The 15,674-nt window shown below is 61.4% G+C and carries 14 protein-coding genes; 8 read left to right on the plus strand and 6 right to left on the minus strand.

Annotation, left to right across the window (positions count from 1 at the left end; translation table 11 throughout):
• Nucleotides 1–4 precede the first annotated feature (4 nt).
• The 3 genes from NTD89_RS20270 to NTD89_RS20280 form a co-directional block, all read right to left on the minus strand.
• Nucleotides 5–1,117, minus strand: a complete 1,113-nt coding sequence (locus tag NTD89_RS20270) for an ABC transporter ATP-binding protein (RefSeq protein WP_145157440.1) — start codon at nucleotides 1,115–1,117, stop codon at nucleotides 5–7.
• A gap of 229 nt (nucleotides 1,118–1,346) precedes the next feature.
• Nucleotides 1,347–1,976, minus strand: a complete 630-nt coding sequence (locus NTD89_RS20275; protein WP_106575511.1) for a response regulator transcription factor — start codon at nucleotides 1,974–1,976, stop codon at nucleotides 1,347–1,349.
• A gap of 18 nt (nucleotides 1,977–1,994) precedes the next feature.
• Nucleotides 1,995–3,989, minus strand: a complete 1,995-nt coding sequence (locus NTD89_RS20280; protein WP_262209318.1) for an ATP-binding protein — start codon at nucleotides 3,987–3,989, stop codon at nucleotides 1,995–1,997.
• Nucleotides 3,990–4,066: 77 nt separating this feature from the next.
• Here NTD89_RS20280 and NTD89_RS20285 point away from each other — a divergent pair, with 77 nt between their 5' ends.
• Nucleotides 4,067–5,041 carry an alpha/beta hydrolase family protein gene (locus NTD89_RS20285; RefSeq protein WP_262209320.1) on the plus strand — a complete coding sequence of 325 codons (975 nt, stop codon included), beginning with the start codon at nucleotides 4,067–4,069 and terminating at the stop codon, nucleotides 5,039–5,041.
• A 56-nt stretch (nucleotides 5,042–5,097) separates the two neighbouring features.
• Here the strand turns inward: NTD89_RS20285 and NTD89_RS20290 are convergent, their stop codons facing one another.
• From NTD89_RS20290 to NTD89_RS20300, 3 genes are read right to left on the minus strand one after another with little or no spacing between them, the layout of a single operon-like run.
• Nucleotides 5,098–5,865 (minus strand): TerB family tellurite resistance protein, encoded by a 768-nt coding sequence (locus NTD89_RS20290; protein ID WP_145157446.1) that lies wholly within the window; start codon nucleotides 5,863–5,865, stop codon nucleotides 5,098–5,100.
• A gap of 1 nt (nucleotide 5,866) precedes the next feature.
• The gene (gene murU, locus NTD89_RS20295) at nucleotides 5,867–6,541 is read right to left on the minus strand and encodes an N-acetylmuramate alpha-1-phosphate uridylyltransferase MurU (RefSeq protein WP_262209322.1); all 675 of its coding nucleotides are present in this window, start codon (nucleotides 6,539–6,541) and stop codon (nucleotides 5,867–5,869) included.
• A complete protein-coding gene (locus tag NTD89_RS20300; RefSeq protein ID WP_242201927.1) occupies nucleotides 6,538–7,563 on the minus strand; it encodes an aminoglycoside phosphotransferase family protein in 1,026 nt (341 codons plus the stop codon). The genes murU and NTD89_RS20300 overlap by 4 nt, the downstream gene beginning before the upstream one ends.
• Nucleotides 7,564–7,693: 130 nt before the next feature.
• Between NTD89_RS20300 and NTD89_RS20305 the strand changes: the two genes are divergently transcribed.
• The 7 genes from NTD89_RS20305 (at nucleotide 7,694) to glpE (ending at nucleotide 15,428) form a co-directional block, all read left to right on the plus strand.
• Nucleotides 7,694–10,519: an LPS-assembly protein LptD gene (locus tag NTD89_RS20305; RefSeq protein WP_262209324.1), complete on the plus strand. Its 2,826-nt coding sequence runs from the start codon at nucleotides 7,694–7,696 to the stop codon at nucleotides 10,517–10,519.
• Nucleotides 10,494–11,834: a peptidylprolyl isomerase gene (locus NTD89_RS20310; protein ID WP_119737679.1), complete on the plus strand. Its 1,341-nt coding sequence runs from the start codon at nucleotides 10,494–10,496 to the stop codon at nucleotides 11,832–11,834. The genes NTD89_RS20305 and NTD89_RS20310 overlap by 26 nt, the downstream gene beginning before the upstream one ends.
• The gene (gene pdxA, locus NTD89_RS20315; protein ID WP_145157456.1) at nucleotides 11,831–12,820 is read left to right on the plus strand and encodes a 4-hydroxythreonine-4-phosphate dehydrogenase PdxA; all 990 of its coding nucleotides are present in this window, start codon (nucleotides 11,831–11,833) and stop codon (nucleotides 12,818–12,820) included. The genes NTD89_RS20310 and pdxA overlap by 4 nt, the downstream gene beginning before the upstream one ends.
• A complete protein-coding gene (gene rsmA, locus NTD89_RS20320; RefSeq protein ID WP_197626593.1) occupies nucleotides 12,817–13,629 on the plus strand; it encodes a 16S rRNA (adenine(1518)-N(6)/adenine(1519)-N(6))-dimethyltransferase RsmA in 813 nt (270 codons plus the stop codon). The genes pdxA and rsmA overlap by 4 nt, the downstream gene beginning before the upstream one ends.
• Nucleotides 13,630–13,860: 231 nt before the next feature.
• Entirely contained in the window at nucleotides 13,861–14,241 is a 381-nt protein-coding gene (apaG, locus tag NTD89_RS20325; RefSeq protein WP_106575521.1) for a Co2+/Mg2+ efflux protein ApaG, read from the plus strand.
• Nucleotides 14,241–15,089 (plus strand): symmetrical bis(5'-nucleosyl)-tetraphosphatase, encoded by an 849-nt coding sequence (locus tag NTD89_RS20330; protein WP_262209328.1) that lies wholly within the window; start codon nucleotides 14,241–14,243, stop codon nucleotides 15,087–15,089. Before apaG ends, NTD89_RS20330 begins: the two co-directional genes overlap by 1 nt.
• Before the next feature lie 9 nt (nucleotides 15,090–15,098).
• A complete protein-coding gene (gene glpE, locus NTD89_RS20335; RefSeq protein WP_262209329.1) occupies nucleotides 15,099–15,428 on the plus strand; it encodes a thiosulfate sulfurtransferase GlpE in 330 nt (109 codons plus the stop codon).
• Nucleotides 15,429–15,674 lie beyond the last annotated feature (246 nt).

The following is a 15,674-nucleotide window of genomic DNA, read 5'->3' on the forward strand; positions in this document are numbered from 1 at the left end:
GCGATTAATTCGCCTCTAGAAGTGGGTCGAGTGCGCGAACGTGCTCGACTTGCCAGCCAATCGGTACCACGTCGCCGACCGCCAGGGCTGGGTCCAGCTCGGCAATCGGTTGTTTCACAAAAAAGTCGGTCTTGCCGCAGACTTCCAGGCGCACACGCACGTGGTCGCCCAAGTAGATGAACTCGGCCACGCGCCCGGAGAAGCGGTTCACGCAGGATTCGCTGGAGCCATTGAGGCTGACGCGCTCCGGGCGTACCGACAACGTCACCGGGCCGCCGAGCTGGCCGACATTCACCGCCAGCGCCTCGACCTTTTCACCGCGCGCCAGCTCCACCACGCAACGCTCGCCTGTGTGGCTGTGCAGGCGGCCATTGAGGCGGTTGTTCTCGCCAATGAAGTTGGCCACAAAGGTGTTTTTCGGTTCTTCGTACAACGTGCGCGGCGCGGCGATCTGCTGGATCTCGCCCTGGTGAAACACCGCCACGCGGTCGGACATGGTCAGCGCTTCGCCCTGGTCGTGGGTCACGTACACCACGGTGACACCCAGGCGCTGGTGCAGGTGCTTGATCTCCATCTGCATGTGTTCGCGCAGTTGCTTGTCGAGGGCGCCGAGGGGTTCGTCCATCAGCACCAGCTGGGGTTCGAACACCAGCGCTCTCGCCAAGGCCACGCGCTGTTGCTGGCCGCCGGAGAGTTGCGCCGGGTAACGCTGGGCGAAGGCATCGAGCTGGACCATGCTCAGCACGCGCTTGACCCGCTCGCTGACGTCGGTCTTGCTCAGGCCACGCACCGACAGCGGGAACGCCAGGTTCTCGGCGACGGTCATGTGCGGGAACAACGCGTAGTTCTGGAACACCATGCCGATGTCGCGCTTGTGCGGCGGCACGTGGTTGATGGCACGCCCGGCCAACAGGATTTCCCCGGCGGTGGGCGTCTCGAAACCGGCGAGCATCATCAGGCTGGTGGTCTTGCCCGAACCGGACGGCCCGAGCAGGGTGAGGAACTCGCCCTTGCGAATCTCCAGGTTGAGGTCTTTGACGATCAGGTTCTCGCCGTCGTAGCTCTTCTGCACGCCACGAAAGCTGACCAGCACATCATTTGAATCCACCTCGCTCATACCCACACCTTTTTGTTTTGGACGGCTGTGGCACAAGCGTAGTCCAGGCGCGAGGCCCCGGAAATCGGGGGCCAGGAGAGATTTGCATCAGCAGGATGGAAGGTTCGGGGTAGGGATTGCCCTACACGGATGGCGGGCACAGAACAGTGCAGCGGCAATCATCAGCGTCTGCCGGCAAAGCCCGTGTCGTAAACAGACACGCGCCTCTGTTGGAGCCGGTTTGCCGGGCTTACAGAAGTTTGTGCTCCATGGCGTATTTCACCAGCTCGGCCAGCGAGGTGATATTGAGCTTTTGCATCAGCCTCGCCTTGTGCGTGCTGATGGTCTTGCTGCTCAGCGCCAACTGCTGGGCGATGTCATTGACATTGGCACCCTGGGCCAGGCGCTCGAACACCGAGAACTCACGCTCCGACAGCAGCGAATGCAGCGGCCGCGCGTCGGTAAGGCCGACCTCAAAGACCATGCGGTCGGCCAGGTCCGGGTCGATGTAACGCCCGCCCGCCGCGACCTTGCGAATCGCCGTCAGCAGCAGCGCCGGATCACTGTCCTTGGTGGCGTACCCGGCCGCGCCGACTTTCAAGGCGCGAGCGGCCATCTGCGCTTCATCGTGCATCGACAGCACCAGAATCGCCGGCGGATTGTGCAACGCGCGGATGCGCGCAATTGCTTCCAGGCCATTCACGCCGGGCATCGAGATATCCAGCAACACCACCTCGCACGCGACATGGCGCAAGGTCTCCAGCAATTGCTCGCCGTTGCTGGCCTCGCCGACCACCAGCAGGTCTTTGGCCAGGCCGATCAATTGCTTGATGCCTTCACGGACAATGGTGTGGTCTTCGGCTACCAATACGCGAATCACAGGGGCTTCCTCTTGTGGTTATGCATCCAACGGCACCGTGACGCTCAAGGTGGTGCCCTCCCCCGGTTCGCTGTGCAGGCTCAGTTGCCCGCCCATCATCAATACGCGCTCGCGCATGCCGACGACGCCAAAGGACACCGGCCGGCCCTGGGTTTCGACAAACCCGACGCCGTCATCGCTGATGGTCAGCCGCAGGTCGGCGCCCTCCACGCTCAAGGTCAGCTCGACAGTATGCGCCTGGGCATGGCGCATCACATTGGTCAGCGCCTCCTGCAGGATGCGGAACAGGCCGATGGCTTTGGCATCGCTCAGGGCCGGCAGGTTTTCCGGGACTTGTACCAGGCAGGGGATGTGGGTGCGGGCCTCGAATCGCCGGGCTTGCCATTCGATGGCCGAGGCGATGCCGGCGTCAAGAATCGGCGGGCGCAGCGCGGTCGCCACATCGCGCACAAGCTGAAACAGCTGGGCGATCAGGCGCTTCATGCTGTTCAAGCGCTCGTTCAGGCCTGGGTCCAGTTGGGCATAGGCCAGCTCGCACATCGAGGTTTCCAGCTTGAGTACCGTGAGCATCTGCCCGAGTTCGTCGTGCACCTCACGGGCGATGCGCGCCTTTTCTTCTTCGCGCACGGTTTCCAGGTGGGCCGACAGCTCGCGCAGCTGTGTTTCGCTTTGCAGCAGGGCGGCCACATAACGGCGGCGCTCGGTGACGTCATTCAGGTAGACCACCAGGTATTCGGCATCGGCAAAGCGCAGGAAACTCAACGACACGTCGGCCGGCAGGATGCTGCCGTCGGCGCGCACGCAATTGGCCGCGAAGGTTTGCGGGCCTTCTTCGCTGGCACGCGCGCGCTTCCACACATTGAGCCAGCGGTCCATGTTCAGGGTCGGGTCGAAATCGATCAGCGGTCGCTCGATCAGCGCGCCCGGCCCATAACCCAACATGGTTTCGGCGGCGCGGTTGGCGTAACGCACGTGGCTGTCCCAATTGACCCACAGGATGCCAACGGTGCTTTGATCGATGGAGAACTGCGTCAGCCGCAAGGCTTCGGCGCCGGCAGCGCGTGCGGCACTCTCTTCGCGGGCAGCCAGCAGGTTGTGTTCGAGCACACGCTGGTGACGGCGTTGCCAGAACACCACTGCGAGGCTGGCGAGCAAGAACATCGCCAACAGCAGGCTGAGGTTTTGCCACAGACCCGGCGATTGCGTCAGCTGCGGGTATTTAGGTTGCAGCCAGCGGCTGTGCAATTGGTCGAGGTCGCGGGCCGGTATCGCGCGCAACGCGCTTTGCATGATGCCGGCCAGTTCCGGCCATTCGCGGCGGGTGGCCACGCGCAGCAATTGCGGCAGGCCGATATCGCCGACCACCGTCAGCCCGGCAAACTCGGCCTCACCGGACAAACGGCTCAATTGCGCCTCATCCACCACGGCATAACGCGCCTGCTGGCTCACCAGCAATTGCAGGGCCTGGCGCTCCATGGGCACGCCTTGCAGGTTGAGGTTGGGATAGTTGCTGCGCAGGTAATCGGCCAGCGTGCTGGGCATGCGTACGGCAACGCGAGAACGCTCGTCGAGTTTTTCCAGCTCCACCGCGCCGCCGCCTTCGCGGATGCCGACGATATGCTGGGGCACGCGCATGTAAGGGTCGCTGAATAACCAGAGGCGCAAGCCGGCCGGTGTTTGCTGAAGGCCAGGGGCGATATCCACCTCGCCGTCGCGCACCGCAGCGTCCAATTGCTCCTGGCTGGGGAAGTTGCGCCAGGTCAGCTCGATGTTCAGGGCTTTGGCCAGCCACTGCATCAACTCGACATTGGCCCCGGACAAGCGCTGCAGGCGCCGATCGTATTGCGCGTACGGCGCCTGCAATACCAGGCCCACGCGCAGCTCCGGATGCTGGGCCAGCCACTCACGCTGCTGCGCATTGAGCGGCGCCTGCGGTATGGCAGGCGCGGGCGCAGCGTTCGCCATCAAGGCCAAGCACAAACCGCCGATAACCAGCAGACAGCGAAAACCCATGATCCACGTCTCACATCACTGACAAATACTGACCAACCCATTAGGCTGCTGGAATCACTTCTGGCCGGGAATTAACGATGCTCTTTATCCACCGTTCGGCACTGCCAGCATTGTGCCTGTCGCTGCTATTTACCAGCGCCTTTTCTGTTCAGGCCGCCGACGCGCCTGCACCCGCCGCCGAAAAACCGGTTGAACGCCAACCCCTGCCCGAGCGCAGCCAGGAAGAAGCCAGCGCCCTGGAGCGTCAGGTGCCGCAACAGGAACAGCAACAATTGCAGGCCGGCAGCGATTCATTCCTGGCCCTGTGGAAGCCGGCCAACAGCGCCGAGCCCGAAGGCGTGGTGATTATCGTGCCGGGCGCCGGGGAAAGCGCTGACTGGCCGCAAGCAATCGCACCGTTGCGGCGCAAATTACCCGACGCCAACTGGGGCACGCTGAGCCTGTCACTGCCGGACGTGAACGTCGACACCTTGCCGCCGCGCGTCCTGGAATCGCCCAAGGCCGCCGTCGATACCAGCAGCAAAGACGGCAGCACCGCGGCCAAACCCATCGAACAAGCCGCCAGCGCCGAAGCCGAAGGCACTGATCCTGCGGTAGTGCCGGGCGCCGATGAACAAGACAAGACCGACGCCAAACGCATTTTCGACCGTATCGATGCCGCCGTTGCCTTTGCCCAGACCCAGAGCGCGCGCAGCGTGGTACTGCTTGGCCATGGCACGGGCGCCTGGTGGGCGGCGCGTTACCTGAGCGAGAAACAACCGGCCCAGGTGCAAAAGTTGGTGATGGTGGCAGGCAAGACGCCGGCGGCCAGGCAGCCAGACCTGCAACAACTGGCCCCGGCGCTGAAGGTGCCGACGGCGGATGTTTTCTATCAGGACGACGCCCAGGCGCGCAAAAACGCACTGGCACGCGTCCAGGCCGCCAAGCGCGGGAAGAATGACGGCTATAAACAGGTGTCACTCAAGACCTTGCCCGGCAACAGTTCGGCTGAGCAGGAGCAGTTGTATCGGCGGATCCGCGGGTGGTTGAGCCCGCAGGCCGTTGCTGAGTGACCTTGATCTGATAACCCAATCAACTGTGGGAGTTGGCAACTCAGGATTTGTGCTGGCTAGCGAAAATCCCGACGCTCGCGAATCAACGCATAGGCGTTATGCAGCTCACGGGTTCGCTCGGTCGCTTCGCGCACCTGGGCGGCGCTGGCGCCAGTGCCGGCAATCTTGTCCGGGTGGTGGCGACTGAGCAGGCGACGATAGGCGCGTTTGATCACACTCGGCTCGCTGGTGGACGTGACCCCCAAAATTCGCATCGCGTCCTGATAAGCGCCCGCGCGATTGGCCAACGGCTTGCGCTCCTGCACGTAGTCGGCAGCCAGCGCCTGCAACTGTTGCGGCGTCCAGCCGAGCCATTTGCCCCACAGGTCGATCAAGTCGCGCTCGGCGTTATCCGCCTTGCCGTCCGCCCAGGCCATGCGCCAACAGGCGCGCAGTAAACCCTCTGCGGCATGGGGCTGGGCCTTGAGCACGCGCAGGTAATTGCGCACCCGGTCGGAACCGGACTTGCCCCGATTGAACGCGCTGATCGCCCGGCGCTGGGCCGATTCGGTCATGTCCAGCGCACGCATCTCCTGGCGCGCTTGCTGGATATGCCCATCCACCACGCGGCCATTGCTCTTTGCCAGGCGCCCCAACAGCACGAACAGCAGTTCGTCATTGCGCAACGCCGGGCGCCCGCCCAGCCGCTCGCGCAGTTGCGCCCAACTTTGCAGCTGAAGGCGGCGATCCAGCGCCTGCCCCAGCAATGCCCCCAACAAGGCCCCCGGAATACTGGCAATGGCAAAGCCAGCCCCGGCACCGATCAGTGTCCCTGGCCACAACATCTTATTGCCCCGCAGTCAGCAAGGTTTCAACCTGTGCCAGACGCTCCAGCGTGCCGACATCAATCCAGCGTCCCGTCATGTGTTCCCCCGTTACCAGACCTTTGGCCATGGCCGCCCGCAGCAGCGGCGCCAGCTTGAAGGCACCGGCGCTGCAACCCGCGAACAATTGAGGGTCGAGCACTGAAATGCCACTGAAGGTCAGGTTATCGGCACCGGGCGCCGCATCATGAAGCAACCCTTGATCCAGGTAGAAATCGCCGCCGGTTGGGTGATGCGCCGGGTTATCCACCATCACCAGATGCGCCAGGCCCTGTAGTGGCCGGCGCAATTGGGTGAAGTCGTAGTCGGTCCAGATATCGCCATTGACCACCAGGAAGGGCTCGTCCCCCAGCAACGGCAATGCCTGGAAAATCCCGCCGCCGGTTTCCAGCGGCTCGCCTTCGGCCGAATACTGGATGCGCAGGCCAAACTGCGCACCATCGCCCAAGTAGCTTTCGATCTGCTGGCCGAGCCACGCATGGTTGATCACGATTTCGCTGAAGCCGGCCTTGGCCAGCGCCTCAAGGTGATACTCGATCAGCCGCTTGCCGCCCGCCTGCACCAGGGGCTTGGGCGTGTGCAAGGTCAGTGGGCGCATGCGCTCACCCTTGCCGGCCGCCAGGATCATGGCTTTCATACGCTCGCCTCGACAGGTTGGCGCAGGCTGGCGAGCAGTTCGCCCAACTCGGCCAGCTCAGGACGGTCTGCCAGCACCGCTTCTATATAAGCAAAGAAGCGCGGCACGTCCGCCAGGTAGCGTGGCTTGCCGTCGCGATGGCAGATACGCGCGAAAATACCGATCACCTTGAGGTGACGCTGCACGCCCATCAAGTCACTGGCACGCTGGAATTCTTCGAAATCGGCCTGCACGGGAATGCCCAATTGCCCGGCACGTTCCCAATAGCCCCGTTGCCACGCGCGTACGCGCGCTTTCGGCCAGCTGAGGAAGGCATCCTTGAACAGGCACGTGATGTCGTAGGTGACCGGGCCGTAGACGGCGTCCTGGAAATCCAGCACACCGGGGTTCGGTTCGCTGATCATCAGGTTGCGCGGCATATAGTCGCGATGCACCAGCACTTTAGGCTGGGCCAGGGCGCTGTCGATCAAGTGATCGCTGACGCGCTGCCACAAGGCCTGTTGCTGGGTATCCAACTCGATACCCAAGTGCCGGCGAACGTACCATTCCGGAAACAGTTCCAGCTCTCGGCGCAACAAGGCGACGTCATAGCTGGGCAGCGGCGCGTCCATCGGCAATTGCTGAAAAGCCAGCAACGCGTCGATGGCATCGGTGAACAATTGATCGGCGTTTTGCTCGTCAATCACGTCCAGATAGGTTTTTTTGCCCAGGTCATTGAGCAAAAGAAAGCCGCGCGGCAAATCTTCTGCATAAATTTTTGGCACATTTATTCCTGATTTCGCCAGCAAATCAGCGATATCGACGAAAGGTTTGCAGTTTTCCTGGGGGGGTGGCGCGTCCATAACGACGAAACTTTGCCCACCGCCTTCCCACCGGAAGTAACGCCTGAAACTCGCGTCGCTGCTGGCCGCGGTCAATGTGGCCGGGGGTACGGCGCCCCAGTCCTGAGCGTTGAAAAGGATCGGCAACTGCTCATCCAGCCAGACTTTCAGCTGTTGTAAACGTAGATCTTGCTCGGGCATTACAAGGGTCTCCGACGGCGCTAGCCGTCAAGCGGGTCATGCTTTATTATCACGCATCTTTTTCAGACCATCGAGAGGCGTGCGGCCCACACCGCGGGCAGATGGCACGCAGGAAGCCCGGACTAATAAGATGGCATTGAAATCCCCCGCGTTTCGTAGAAAATTTCCGTTGCTGGTAACCGGCAGTCTGCTGGCCATGCAACCTTTCGCCACCTCATTCGTGGTCGCCGCGGAACAGTATGACTGCTCAGTCTCTGCTTCGGGTGCCTGGGATTGCGCGCCGAAAACCGCCGCAGCCCCGTTGCCACCACGCCCGGTGCATGACGGCGCAGCCGTCAGCTCGGCCGGCAGCACGGCGCAAGCCAATGCTGGCGGCAGCGCCGAGGCCGAACCGAAGACCGCTCTGGTCACCGAAGCCAAGGGCCGTGGCCTGCGTTCGCGCAGCGCCGACTACAGCCACCTGGACTGGGTGCCTCGCGAGAAGCTGACCGCAGCCCAACTGGCTGAAACCGGTCCTTATTGCTCCGGCGCGTACATCGAACCGGTTCGTCCTGGCATGAACGACAAGACGAACAAGAGCGATGCGCCGACCTTCATCGGCGCCAAGGCCTCGCGTTACGAGCAGGAACAACAGGTCGCGACCCTGGCCGGTGACGTCGTCATGCGTCAGGGCAGCATGCAGCTGGAGGCTCAGGAAGCCAGCCTGTATCAGGCCGAGAACCGTGGCGAGCTGAACGGCGACGTGCGTCTGCGCGACAACGGCGCCCTGATCGTGGGCGACCATGCCCAGGTCCAGCTCGACACCGGCGCCGCCCAGATCGACAACGCCGAATACGTGCTGCACAAGTCGCGTATCCGCGGTAACGCGCTGTACGCCAAGCGTGCCGAGAACGCGATCATCCGTCTCAAGGACGGTACGTACACCACCTGCGAGCCGGACAGCAACGCCTGGCAGCTCAAAGGCAACAACATCACGTTGAACCCGGCCACCGGTTTCGGTACGGCGACCAACGCGACGTTGCGGGTCAAGAACATTCCGATCCTGTACACCCCGTATATCTACTTCCCGATCGACGACCGTCGTCAATCCGGCTTCCTGCCGCCAAGCTTCAGCACCGGCAGCGAAACCGGCTTTACCCTGGTTACGCCGTACTACTTCAACCTGGCACCGAACTACGATGCCACGTTGTATCCGCAGTACATGACCAAGCGTGGTTTGTTGATGGAAGGCGAATTCCGCTACCTCACCAAATCCAGCGAAGGTCAGTTCGGCGGCGCGTACCTGAATGACGATAGCGACGAGCGGGAAAAACAGACCGACTCAGAAAAAACCCGCTATATGCTCAACTGGCAGCATAAAGGCGGGCTTGATTCGCGTATTGCGACTCAGGTCGACTACACCAAAATCAGCGATCCTTTCTACTTCCAGGACCTGAAAAGCTACCAGGAAGGTATCCAGACTCAGGACTTCGTCAACCAGCAGGGGTCTGTGACCTATCGCGGCGATTCTTTCCAAGCCCGACTGAACCTTCAGGCCTATCAACTGGCGACGATCTCCCAGATCACCCCGTATGACCGGCTGCCGCAGATCACCTTCAACGGAACGCTGCCCTACCACCCGGGCGGCGTGAACTTTACTTATGAGACTGAGGCCGTTCGGTTTGATCGTGACCTCAGAAGCGGCAACGTTTTTGATAAGGATGGCGGCCCACTGCCCAACGGCACGCCGCGACTTGATGACCTTGTCAACGGCTTGACTCGTGCAAATGGCGATCGCTTGAATGTCGCTCCGGCTGTTGAATATCCAATGACCTGGACCTACGGTTTTATTACGCCGAAGCTCAAGTATGTCTACACCAAGTACGATCTGGACTTGGACGGCAGGGGCAAGGATGACATTGTTGCGCAACAAGCGGCAGCAGTTGCGGCAGGTACTCAGTACGCAGGCGGCGTTTTCAAAAGCTCCCAAGACCGTGCAATCCCAATCGCCAGTGTCGACAGCGGCCTGTACTTCGACCGCAACACCAACTGGTTCGGCAAAGACTATCGCCAGACCCTGGAACCGCGTGCCTACTATCTCTACGTGCCTAACAAGGACCAGAGCGATATCCCGGTATTCGACACCAGTGAATACTCGTTCAGCTACGCCTCGCTGTTCCGCGACAACCGCTTCAGCGGCACTGACCGGATCGGCGATGAGAACAAACTATCCTTGGGTGTGACCAGCCGCTGGATCGAAGACAATGGCTTTGAACGTCAGCGCGTGTCCGTGGGCCAAGCGGTGTACTTCAAGGATCGCCAGGTTCAACTTCCAGGCATCCTTGCGTCCGACCGTGCAGATGCACAGTCTGACGTTTCCCCTATCGCTCTGGAATACGAATACCGCTACAACCGCGACTGGCGCGCAACCGCCGACTACAACTGGGATACCGAGGAGCACAGCGCTCGTTCCGGCAGCGCGATGCTTCACTACCAGCCAGAAGACAATCCGAACAAGATCATCAACGTCGGTTACCGCTACCGCAACGACCAAGTGGTCTACAACCAGCTGACCGGCAAATGGCAGTTTGGTGGCGACTACGGCACCGAGGGGCAGCCAAACTTCATCAAGGATTACTACAAAATCCAGCAACACGATTTCTCGATGATGTGGCCGATCATTCCTCAGTGGAACCTGATCACCCGTTGGCAGTATGACTATGCACGCAACCGTACCCTGGAAGCCTTTGGTGGTTTCGAGTACGACAACTGCTGCTGGAAACTGCGCGTCATCAACCGTTACTGGGTTTCCAACGACGAATACAGCCAGATCGCCCCGCTGAACGAAAAGGGTGACCACGGGCTCTTCTTCCAGATCGTCCTTAAAGGACTCGGCGGCCTGACCGGCGCCAAGGTAGAGAGCTTCCTCGACAAAGGCATTCAAGGTTATCGTGAACGTGAAGATCAAGCTTTCTGATTGTCTGCGCCCACTCGTGCTGGGCGCACTGTTCCTGGGGACCGCTTCGGCACACGCTGCGGTCCAGCCGCTGGACAAGGTTGTGGCCATCGTCGATAACGACGTGATCATGCAGAGCCAACTCGACCAACGGGTCAAGGAAGTTCAGCAAACCATCGCCAAGCGTGGCGGCGGCGTACCGCCTACCAGCGTGCTGGACCCGCAGGTACTGGAGCGCCTGATCGTCGAAAACCTGCAACTGCAGATCGGCGATCGTTCCGGCATCCGTATTTCGGACGAAGAGCTGAACCAGGCGGTCGGTACTATCGCTCAACGCAACAACATGAGCGTTGACCAGTTCCGCGCGGCGCTGGCTCACGACGGTTTGTCCTATGAGGACGCCCGTGACCAGATCCGCCGTGAAATGATCATCAGCCGTGTGCGTCAGCGCCGTGTGGCCGAGCGGGTTCAGGTGTCCGAGCAGGAAGTGAAGAACTTCCTGGCATCGGACCTTGGCAAGATGCAGCTTTCCGAAGAACTGCACCTGGCCAATATCCTGATCCCGACGCCAGACAGCGCCAACGCCGAACAGCTCAATGCTGCCGCCGCAAAAACCCAGGCTGTTTATGACCGCCTGAAAGCCGGTGCAGACTTTGCCCAGACGGCAATTGCCGTCTCCGGCAGTGACAACGCTCTGGACGGCGGTGACATGGGCTGGCGTAAAGCTGCTCAACTGCCACCTCCGTTCGACCGTGAGCTGAGCGCGATGAACGTGGGTGACATTACCCAGCCAGCACGTACGCCAGGCGGCTTTATCATCCTCAAGTTGCTCGGCAAGCGCGGCGGCGAGACCTCGCTGAAAGACGAAGTTCATGTTCGTCACATCCTGGTCAAACCAAGCGAAATCCGCACCGAAGCGCAAACCAAGGAACTGGCCCAGAAGATCTATGACCGCATCGAAGGCGGTGAAGACTTCGCCACATTGGCCAAGAGCTTCTCGGAAGACCCGGGTTCGGCCCTCAACGGTGGCGACCTGAACTGGATCGACCCGAAAGCGCTGGTGCCTGAGTTCCAGGACGTGATGGCCAAGACCCCGCAAGGCGTTCTGTCCAAGCCGTTCAAGACTCAATATGGCTGGCATGTACTGGAAGTCCTTGGCCGTCGCGCCACTGACAACACCACGCAGGCCCGCGAGCAGCAAGCACTGACCGTGTTGCGTAACCGCAAATACGATGAAGAGCTGCAAACCTGGTTGCGTCAGATCCGTGACGAAGCTTACGTGGAAAACAAGCTGCCAGGCGCCGAGCAAACAGGCACCGACCAGGCAGCACAGTGAAACCCCAGCGTTTCGCGGTAACACCCGGCGAGCCGGCCGGCATTGGTCCTGACCTGTGCCTGCTGCTCGCCTCGCACCCTCAGCCACACCCCCTGATAGCCATTACCAGCCGCGACCTGCTCCTTGAGCGGGCCGCGCAACTGGGTGTGACCGTCAATCTGCTGGACGTGTCGCCGGGCAATTGGCCCGACCTGCCGGCACCTGCGGGCAGCCTGTACGTTTGGGACACTCCGCTTGCAGCCAAGGTGGTTGCCGGGCAACTGAACAAGGCCAATGCGGCCTTTGTACTGGAAACCCTGACGCGCGCCGGTCAAGGCTGCATCGACGGTGACTTCGCCGGCATGATCACCGCGCCGGTACACAAAGGCGTGATCAACGAATCCGGTATTGCCTTTTCCGGCCACACCGAATTCCTCGCCGAGCTGACCCATACCGCTCAAGTGGTGATGATGCTGGCCACACGCGGCCTGCGCGTTGCACTGGTGACGACGCATTTGCCGTTGCGTGATATCGCCGATGCGATCACCGCCGAGCGCCTGGAGCGCGTCACGCGCATCCTGCACGCCGACCTGCAACAGAAATTCGGCATTGCCCAACCGCGCATCCTGGTCTGCGGGCTCAACCCGCACGCCGGTGAAGGCGGCCATTTGGGCCATGAAGAAATCGACATCATCGAACCGACATTAGAGCGTCTGCGCCAAGAAGGCATGGACCTGCGTGGCCCGCTGCCTGCAGACACTCTGTTTACCCCCAAGTATCTGGAGCACTGCGACGCAGTGCTGGCGATGTACCATGACCAGGGGCTGCCCGTGCTGAAATACAAAGGCTTCGGCGCCGCAGTCAACGTGACACTGGGCCTGCCGATCATCCGTACCTCCGTCGACCATGGCACTGCCCTGGACCTGGCGGGCAGCGGCAAGATCGATACCGGCAGCCTGCACGTGGCCCTGGAAACCGCCTATCAGATGGCCGAGACCCGTATATGACTGAGCATTACCAACACCGGGCGCGCAAGCGCTTCGGGCAAAACTTCCTGCACGACGCTGGCGTAATCGACCGCATCCTGCGCTCCATCCACGCCAAGCCGGAAGACCGCCTGCTGGAAATCGGCCCGGGCCAGGGCGCCTTGACCCAAGGCCTGTTGGCCAGTGGCGGGCAACTGGACGTGGTGGAGCTGGACAAGGACTTGATCCCGATCCTCAACCAGCAGTTTGCTGACAAACCCAATTTCAACCTGCACCAGGGCGACGCGCTGAAGTTCGACTTCAACAGCCTTAATGCCGCGCCCAACAGCCTGCGGGTAGTGGGCAACCTGCCGTACAACATCTCCACGCCGCTGATTTTTCACCTGCTGAACAACGCAGGGATCATCCGCGACATGCACTTCATGCTGCAAAAAGAAGTGGTTGAGCGTTTGGCGGCCGGCCCTGGCGGTGGTGATTGGGGCCGTCTGTCGATCATGGTTCAGTACCATTGCCGCGTTGAGCACCTGTTCAATGTCGGCCCTGGCGCGTTCAACCCGCCGCCGAAGGTCGACTCGGCCATTGTGCGCCTGGTGCCTCACGCCGTGCTGCCGCACCCGGCCAAGGATCACAAACTGCTGGAGCGCGTGGTACGCGAGGCGTTCAACCAACGCCGCAAAACCCTGCGCAACACGCTCAAGGCACTGCTCAGCAACGCCGAAATCGAAGCCGCCGGCGTCGATGGCAGCCTGCGCCCCGAGCAACTGGACCTGGCTGCGTTTGTGCGCCTGGCCGACCAGCTCGCCATCCAGCCCGCGCCGACCGCGGAATAAGCTGTAACTCGATACAAAGGTGGGAGCGGGCTTGCCCGCGATGGGGGTGCATCAGTTACACATTCAGTGACTGACACTGCGCATTCGCGGGCAAGCCCGCTCCCACATTTGCTCAGCGTTATACCGATAACGCTTGCCGGCTGCCCGACACATGTCTGGCCTAGTGCCCTCCTCATGGCCTAGACTGATCCGCATCTGCTGTCCTCCGCTTTTGCTTTTAAGGCCTCTTGCATGTCCGATCCTCGCTACCAGATCGACGTCAGCGTCGTCACCCGCTTCCTGGCGGACCAATCGCAACCCGAACACAACCGTTTCGCCTTTGCCTACACCATCACGGTGAAGAACAACGGGCAGGTGCCGGCCAAGCTGCTGTCGCGCCATTGGGTGATCACCGACGGTGACGGCCAGGTCGAGGAAGTGCGCGGCGCCGGCGTGGTTGGCCAGCAGCCGTTGATCGACATTGGCGCCAGCCATACGTATAGCAGTGGCACGGTGATGACCTCCAAAGTCGGCACCATGCAGGGCACTTATCAGATGAAAGCCACTGACGGCAAACTGTTCGACGCTGTCATAGCGCCCTTCCGGCTCGCCGTGCCGGGAGCCCTGCACTGATGACGACGTACGCGGTCGGCGACCTGCAAGGCTGCCTGGAACCCCTCAAGTGCCTGTTGGAGCAAGTTGCGTTCAACCCGGCGAGCGACCGCCTGTGGTTGGTGGGTGACCTGGTCAATCGCGGGCCCGAATCCCTGCAAACCCTGCGCTACTTATATAGCCTGCGTGATTCGCTGGTATGCGTACTGGGCAACCACGACCTGCACCTGCTGGCGGCCGGCAATAACATCGAGCGTTTGAAAAAGGGCGACACGCTGCGCGAGATCCTCGAAGCGCCGGATCGCACCGAGCTGCTGGAGTGGCTGCGTCGGCAAAAGCTCATGCATTACGACGAAGGCCGCAACATGGCTCTGGTCCATGCGGGCATCCCGCCCCAGTGGACGGTGAAAAAAGCCCTTAAGTGCGCCGCCGAAGTCGAGAGCGCCCTGGCCGATGACAACCTCTACACCGCCTTTCTCGACGGCATGTACGGCAATGAGCCGGTCAAGTGGGACAACGACCTTACCGGCGTGGCCCGCCTGCGCGTGATCACCAACTACTTCACCCGCATGCGCTTCTGCACCGCCGAAGGCAAGCTGGACCTCAAGAGCAAGGAAGGCGCCGACACCGCCCTGCCCGGCTACAAACCCTGGTTCGCCCACAAGGAGCGCAAGACCCGTGACACGAAGATCATCTTCGGCCACTGGGCAGCCCTGGAAGGCAAATGTGATGAACCCGGCGTGTTCGCCCTCGACACCGGTTGCGTGTGGGGCGGCGCCATGACCCTGATGAACATCGACACCGGCGAGCGCCTGAGCTGCCAGTGCGAATCCCCCCTTTCTCTGACACAGCCGGCCGCCAAGCCATAGGAGCCCGCCATGAGCGAATTCAAACGTATCCCTCCCGAACAAGCCCAGGCGCTGCGCGAGCAAGGCGCGGTGGTGGTCGACATCCGCGATCAGCCGACGTATGCCGCCGCGCATATCAGCGGTGCGCAGCATGTGGATAACACCAACATTGCTGACTTCATCCGCGCTGCCGACCTCGACGCGCCGGTGATCGTCGCCTGTTACCACGGCAACTCCAGCCAGAGCGCGGCCGCCTACCTGATCAGCCAGGGCTTCTCTGACGTGTATAGCCTGGACGGCGGCTTTGAGCTGTGGCGTGCGACCTATCCTGCAGAAATTGCCTCAGGCGATTCGCAATAATTTTTTTCACACCCCGCTACCCCGCGTGACGCTTGGGCTCGCGCCGTTTCTGACGAACGGCGCAGCCAAACTAATTACGTATCCCGCCTTGACCTCCCGGATTCCGAACTATCCTTAAGCGCAGGCCATCCGAATCAGGGGAGAGCCGGTACACCGGCGTACGGGTCAACGGTAGCGTTTCAGGGTGTTTGGGGGGAAAACGGCCATTGGTTGATCACCAATGACTGCCAGCATCGACTGATTGAC

It is taken from the genome of Pseudomonas sp. 14P_5.3_Bac1, from assembly GCF_025466135.1.
In the GTDB taxonomy this organism is placed as follows: domain Bacteria; phylum Pseudomonadota; class Gammaproteobacteria; order Pseudomonadales; family Pseudomonadaceae; genus Aquipseudomonas.

What these genes read in the sequence shown, in the direction of transcription:
- NTD89_RS20270 (WP_145157440.1), bottom strand. Translation starts at nt 1,117, where the DNA reads ATGAGCGAGGTGGATTCAAATGATGTGCTGGTCAGCTTTCGTGGCGTG.
- NTD89_RS20300 (WP_242201927.1), bottom strand. Translation starts at nt 7,563, where the DNA reads ATGCCCGAGCAAGATCTACGTTTACAACAGCTGAAAGTCTGGCTGGAT.
- rsmA (WP_197626593.1), top strand. Translation starts at nt 12,817, where the DNA reads ATGACTGAGCATTACCAACACCGGGCGCGCAAGCGCTTCGGGCAAAAC.
- NTD89_RS20290 (WP_145157446.1), bottom strand. Translation starts at nt 5,865, where the DNA reads ATGTTGTGGCCAGGGACACTGATCGGTGCCGGGGCTGGCTTTGCCATT.
- NTD89_RS20280 (WP_262209318.1), bottom strand. Translation starts at nt 3,989, where the DNA reads ATGGGTTTTCGCTGTCTGCTGGTTATCGGCGGTTTGTGCTTGGCCTTG.
- NTD89_RS20305 (WP_262209324.1), top strand. Translation starts at nt 7,694, where the DNA reads ATGGCATTGAAATCCCCCGCGTTTCGTAGAAAATTTCCGTTGCTGGTA.
- glpE (WP_262209329.1), top strand. Translation starts at nt 15,099, where the DNA reads ATGAGCGAATTCAAACGTATCCCTCCCGAACAAGCCCAGGCGCTGCGC.
- murU (WP_262209322.1), bottom strand. Translation starts at nt 6,541, where the DNA reads ATGAAAGCCATGATCCTGGCGGCCGGCAAGGGTGAGCGCATGCGCCCA.
- NTD89_RS20330 (WP_262209328.1), top strand. Translation starts at nt 14,241, where the DNA reads ATGACGACGTACGCGGTCGGCGACCTGCAAGGCTGCCTGGAACCCCTC.
- NTD89_RS20285 (WP_262209320.1), top strand. Translation starts at nt 4,067, where the DNA reads ATGCTCTTTATCCACCGTTCGGCACTGCCAGCATTGTGCCTGTCGCTG.
- apaG (WP_106575521.1), top strand. Translation starts at nt 13,861, where the DNA reads ATGTCCGATCCTCGCTACCAGATCGACGTCAGCGTCGTCACCCGCTTC.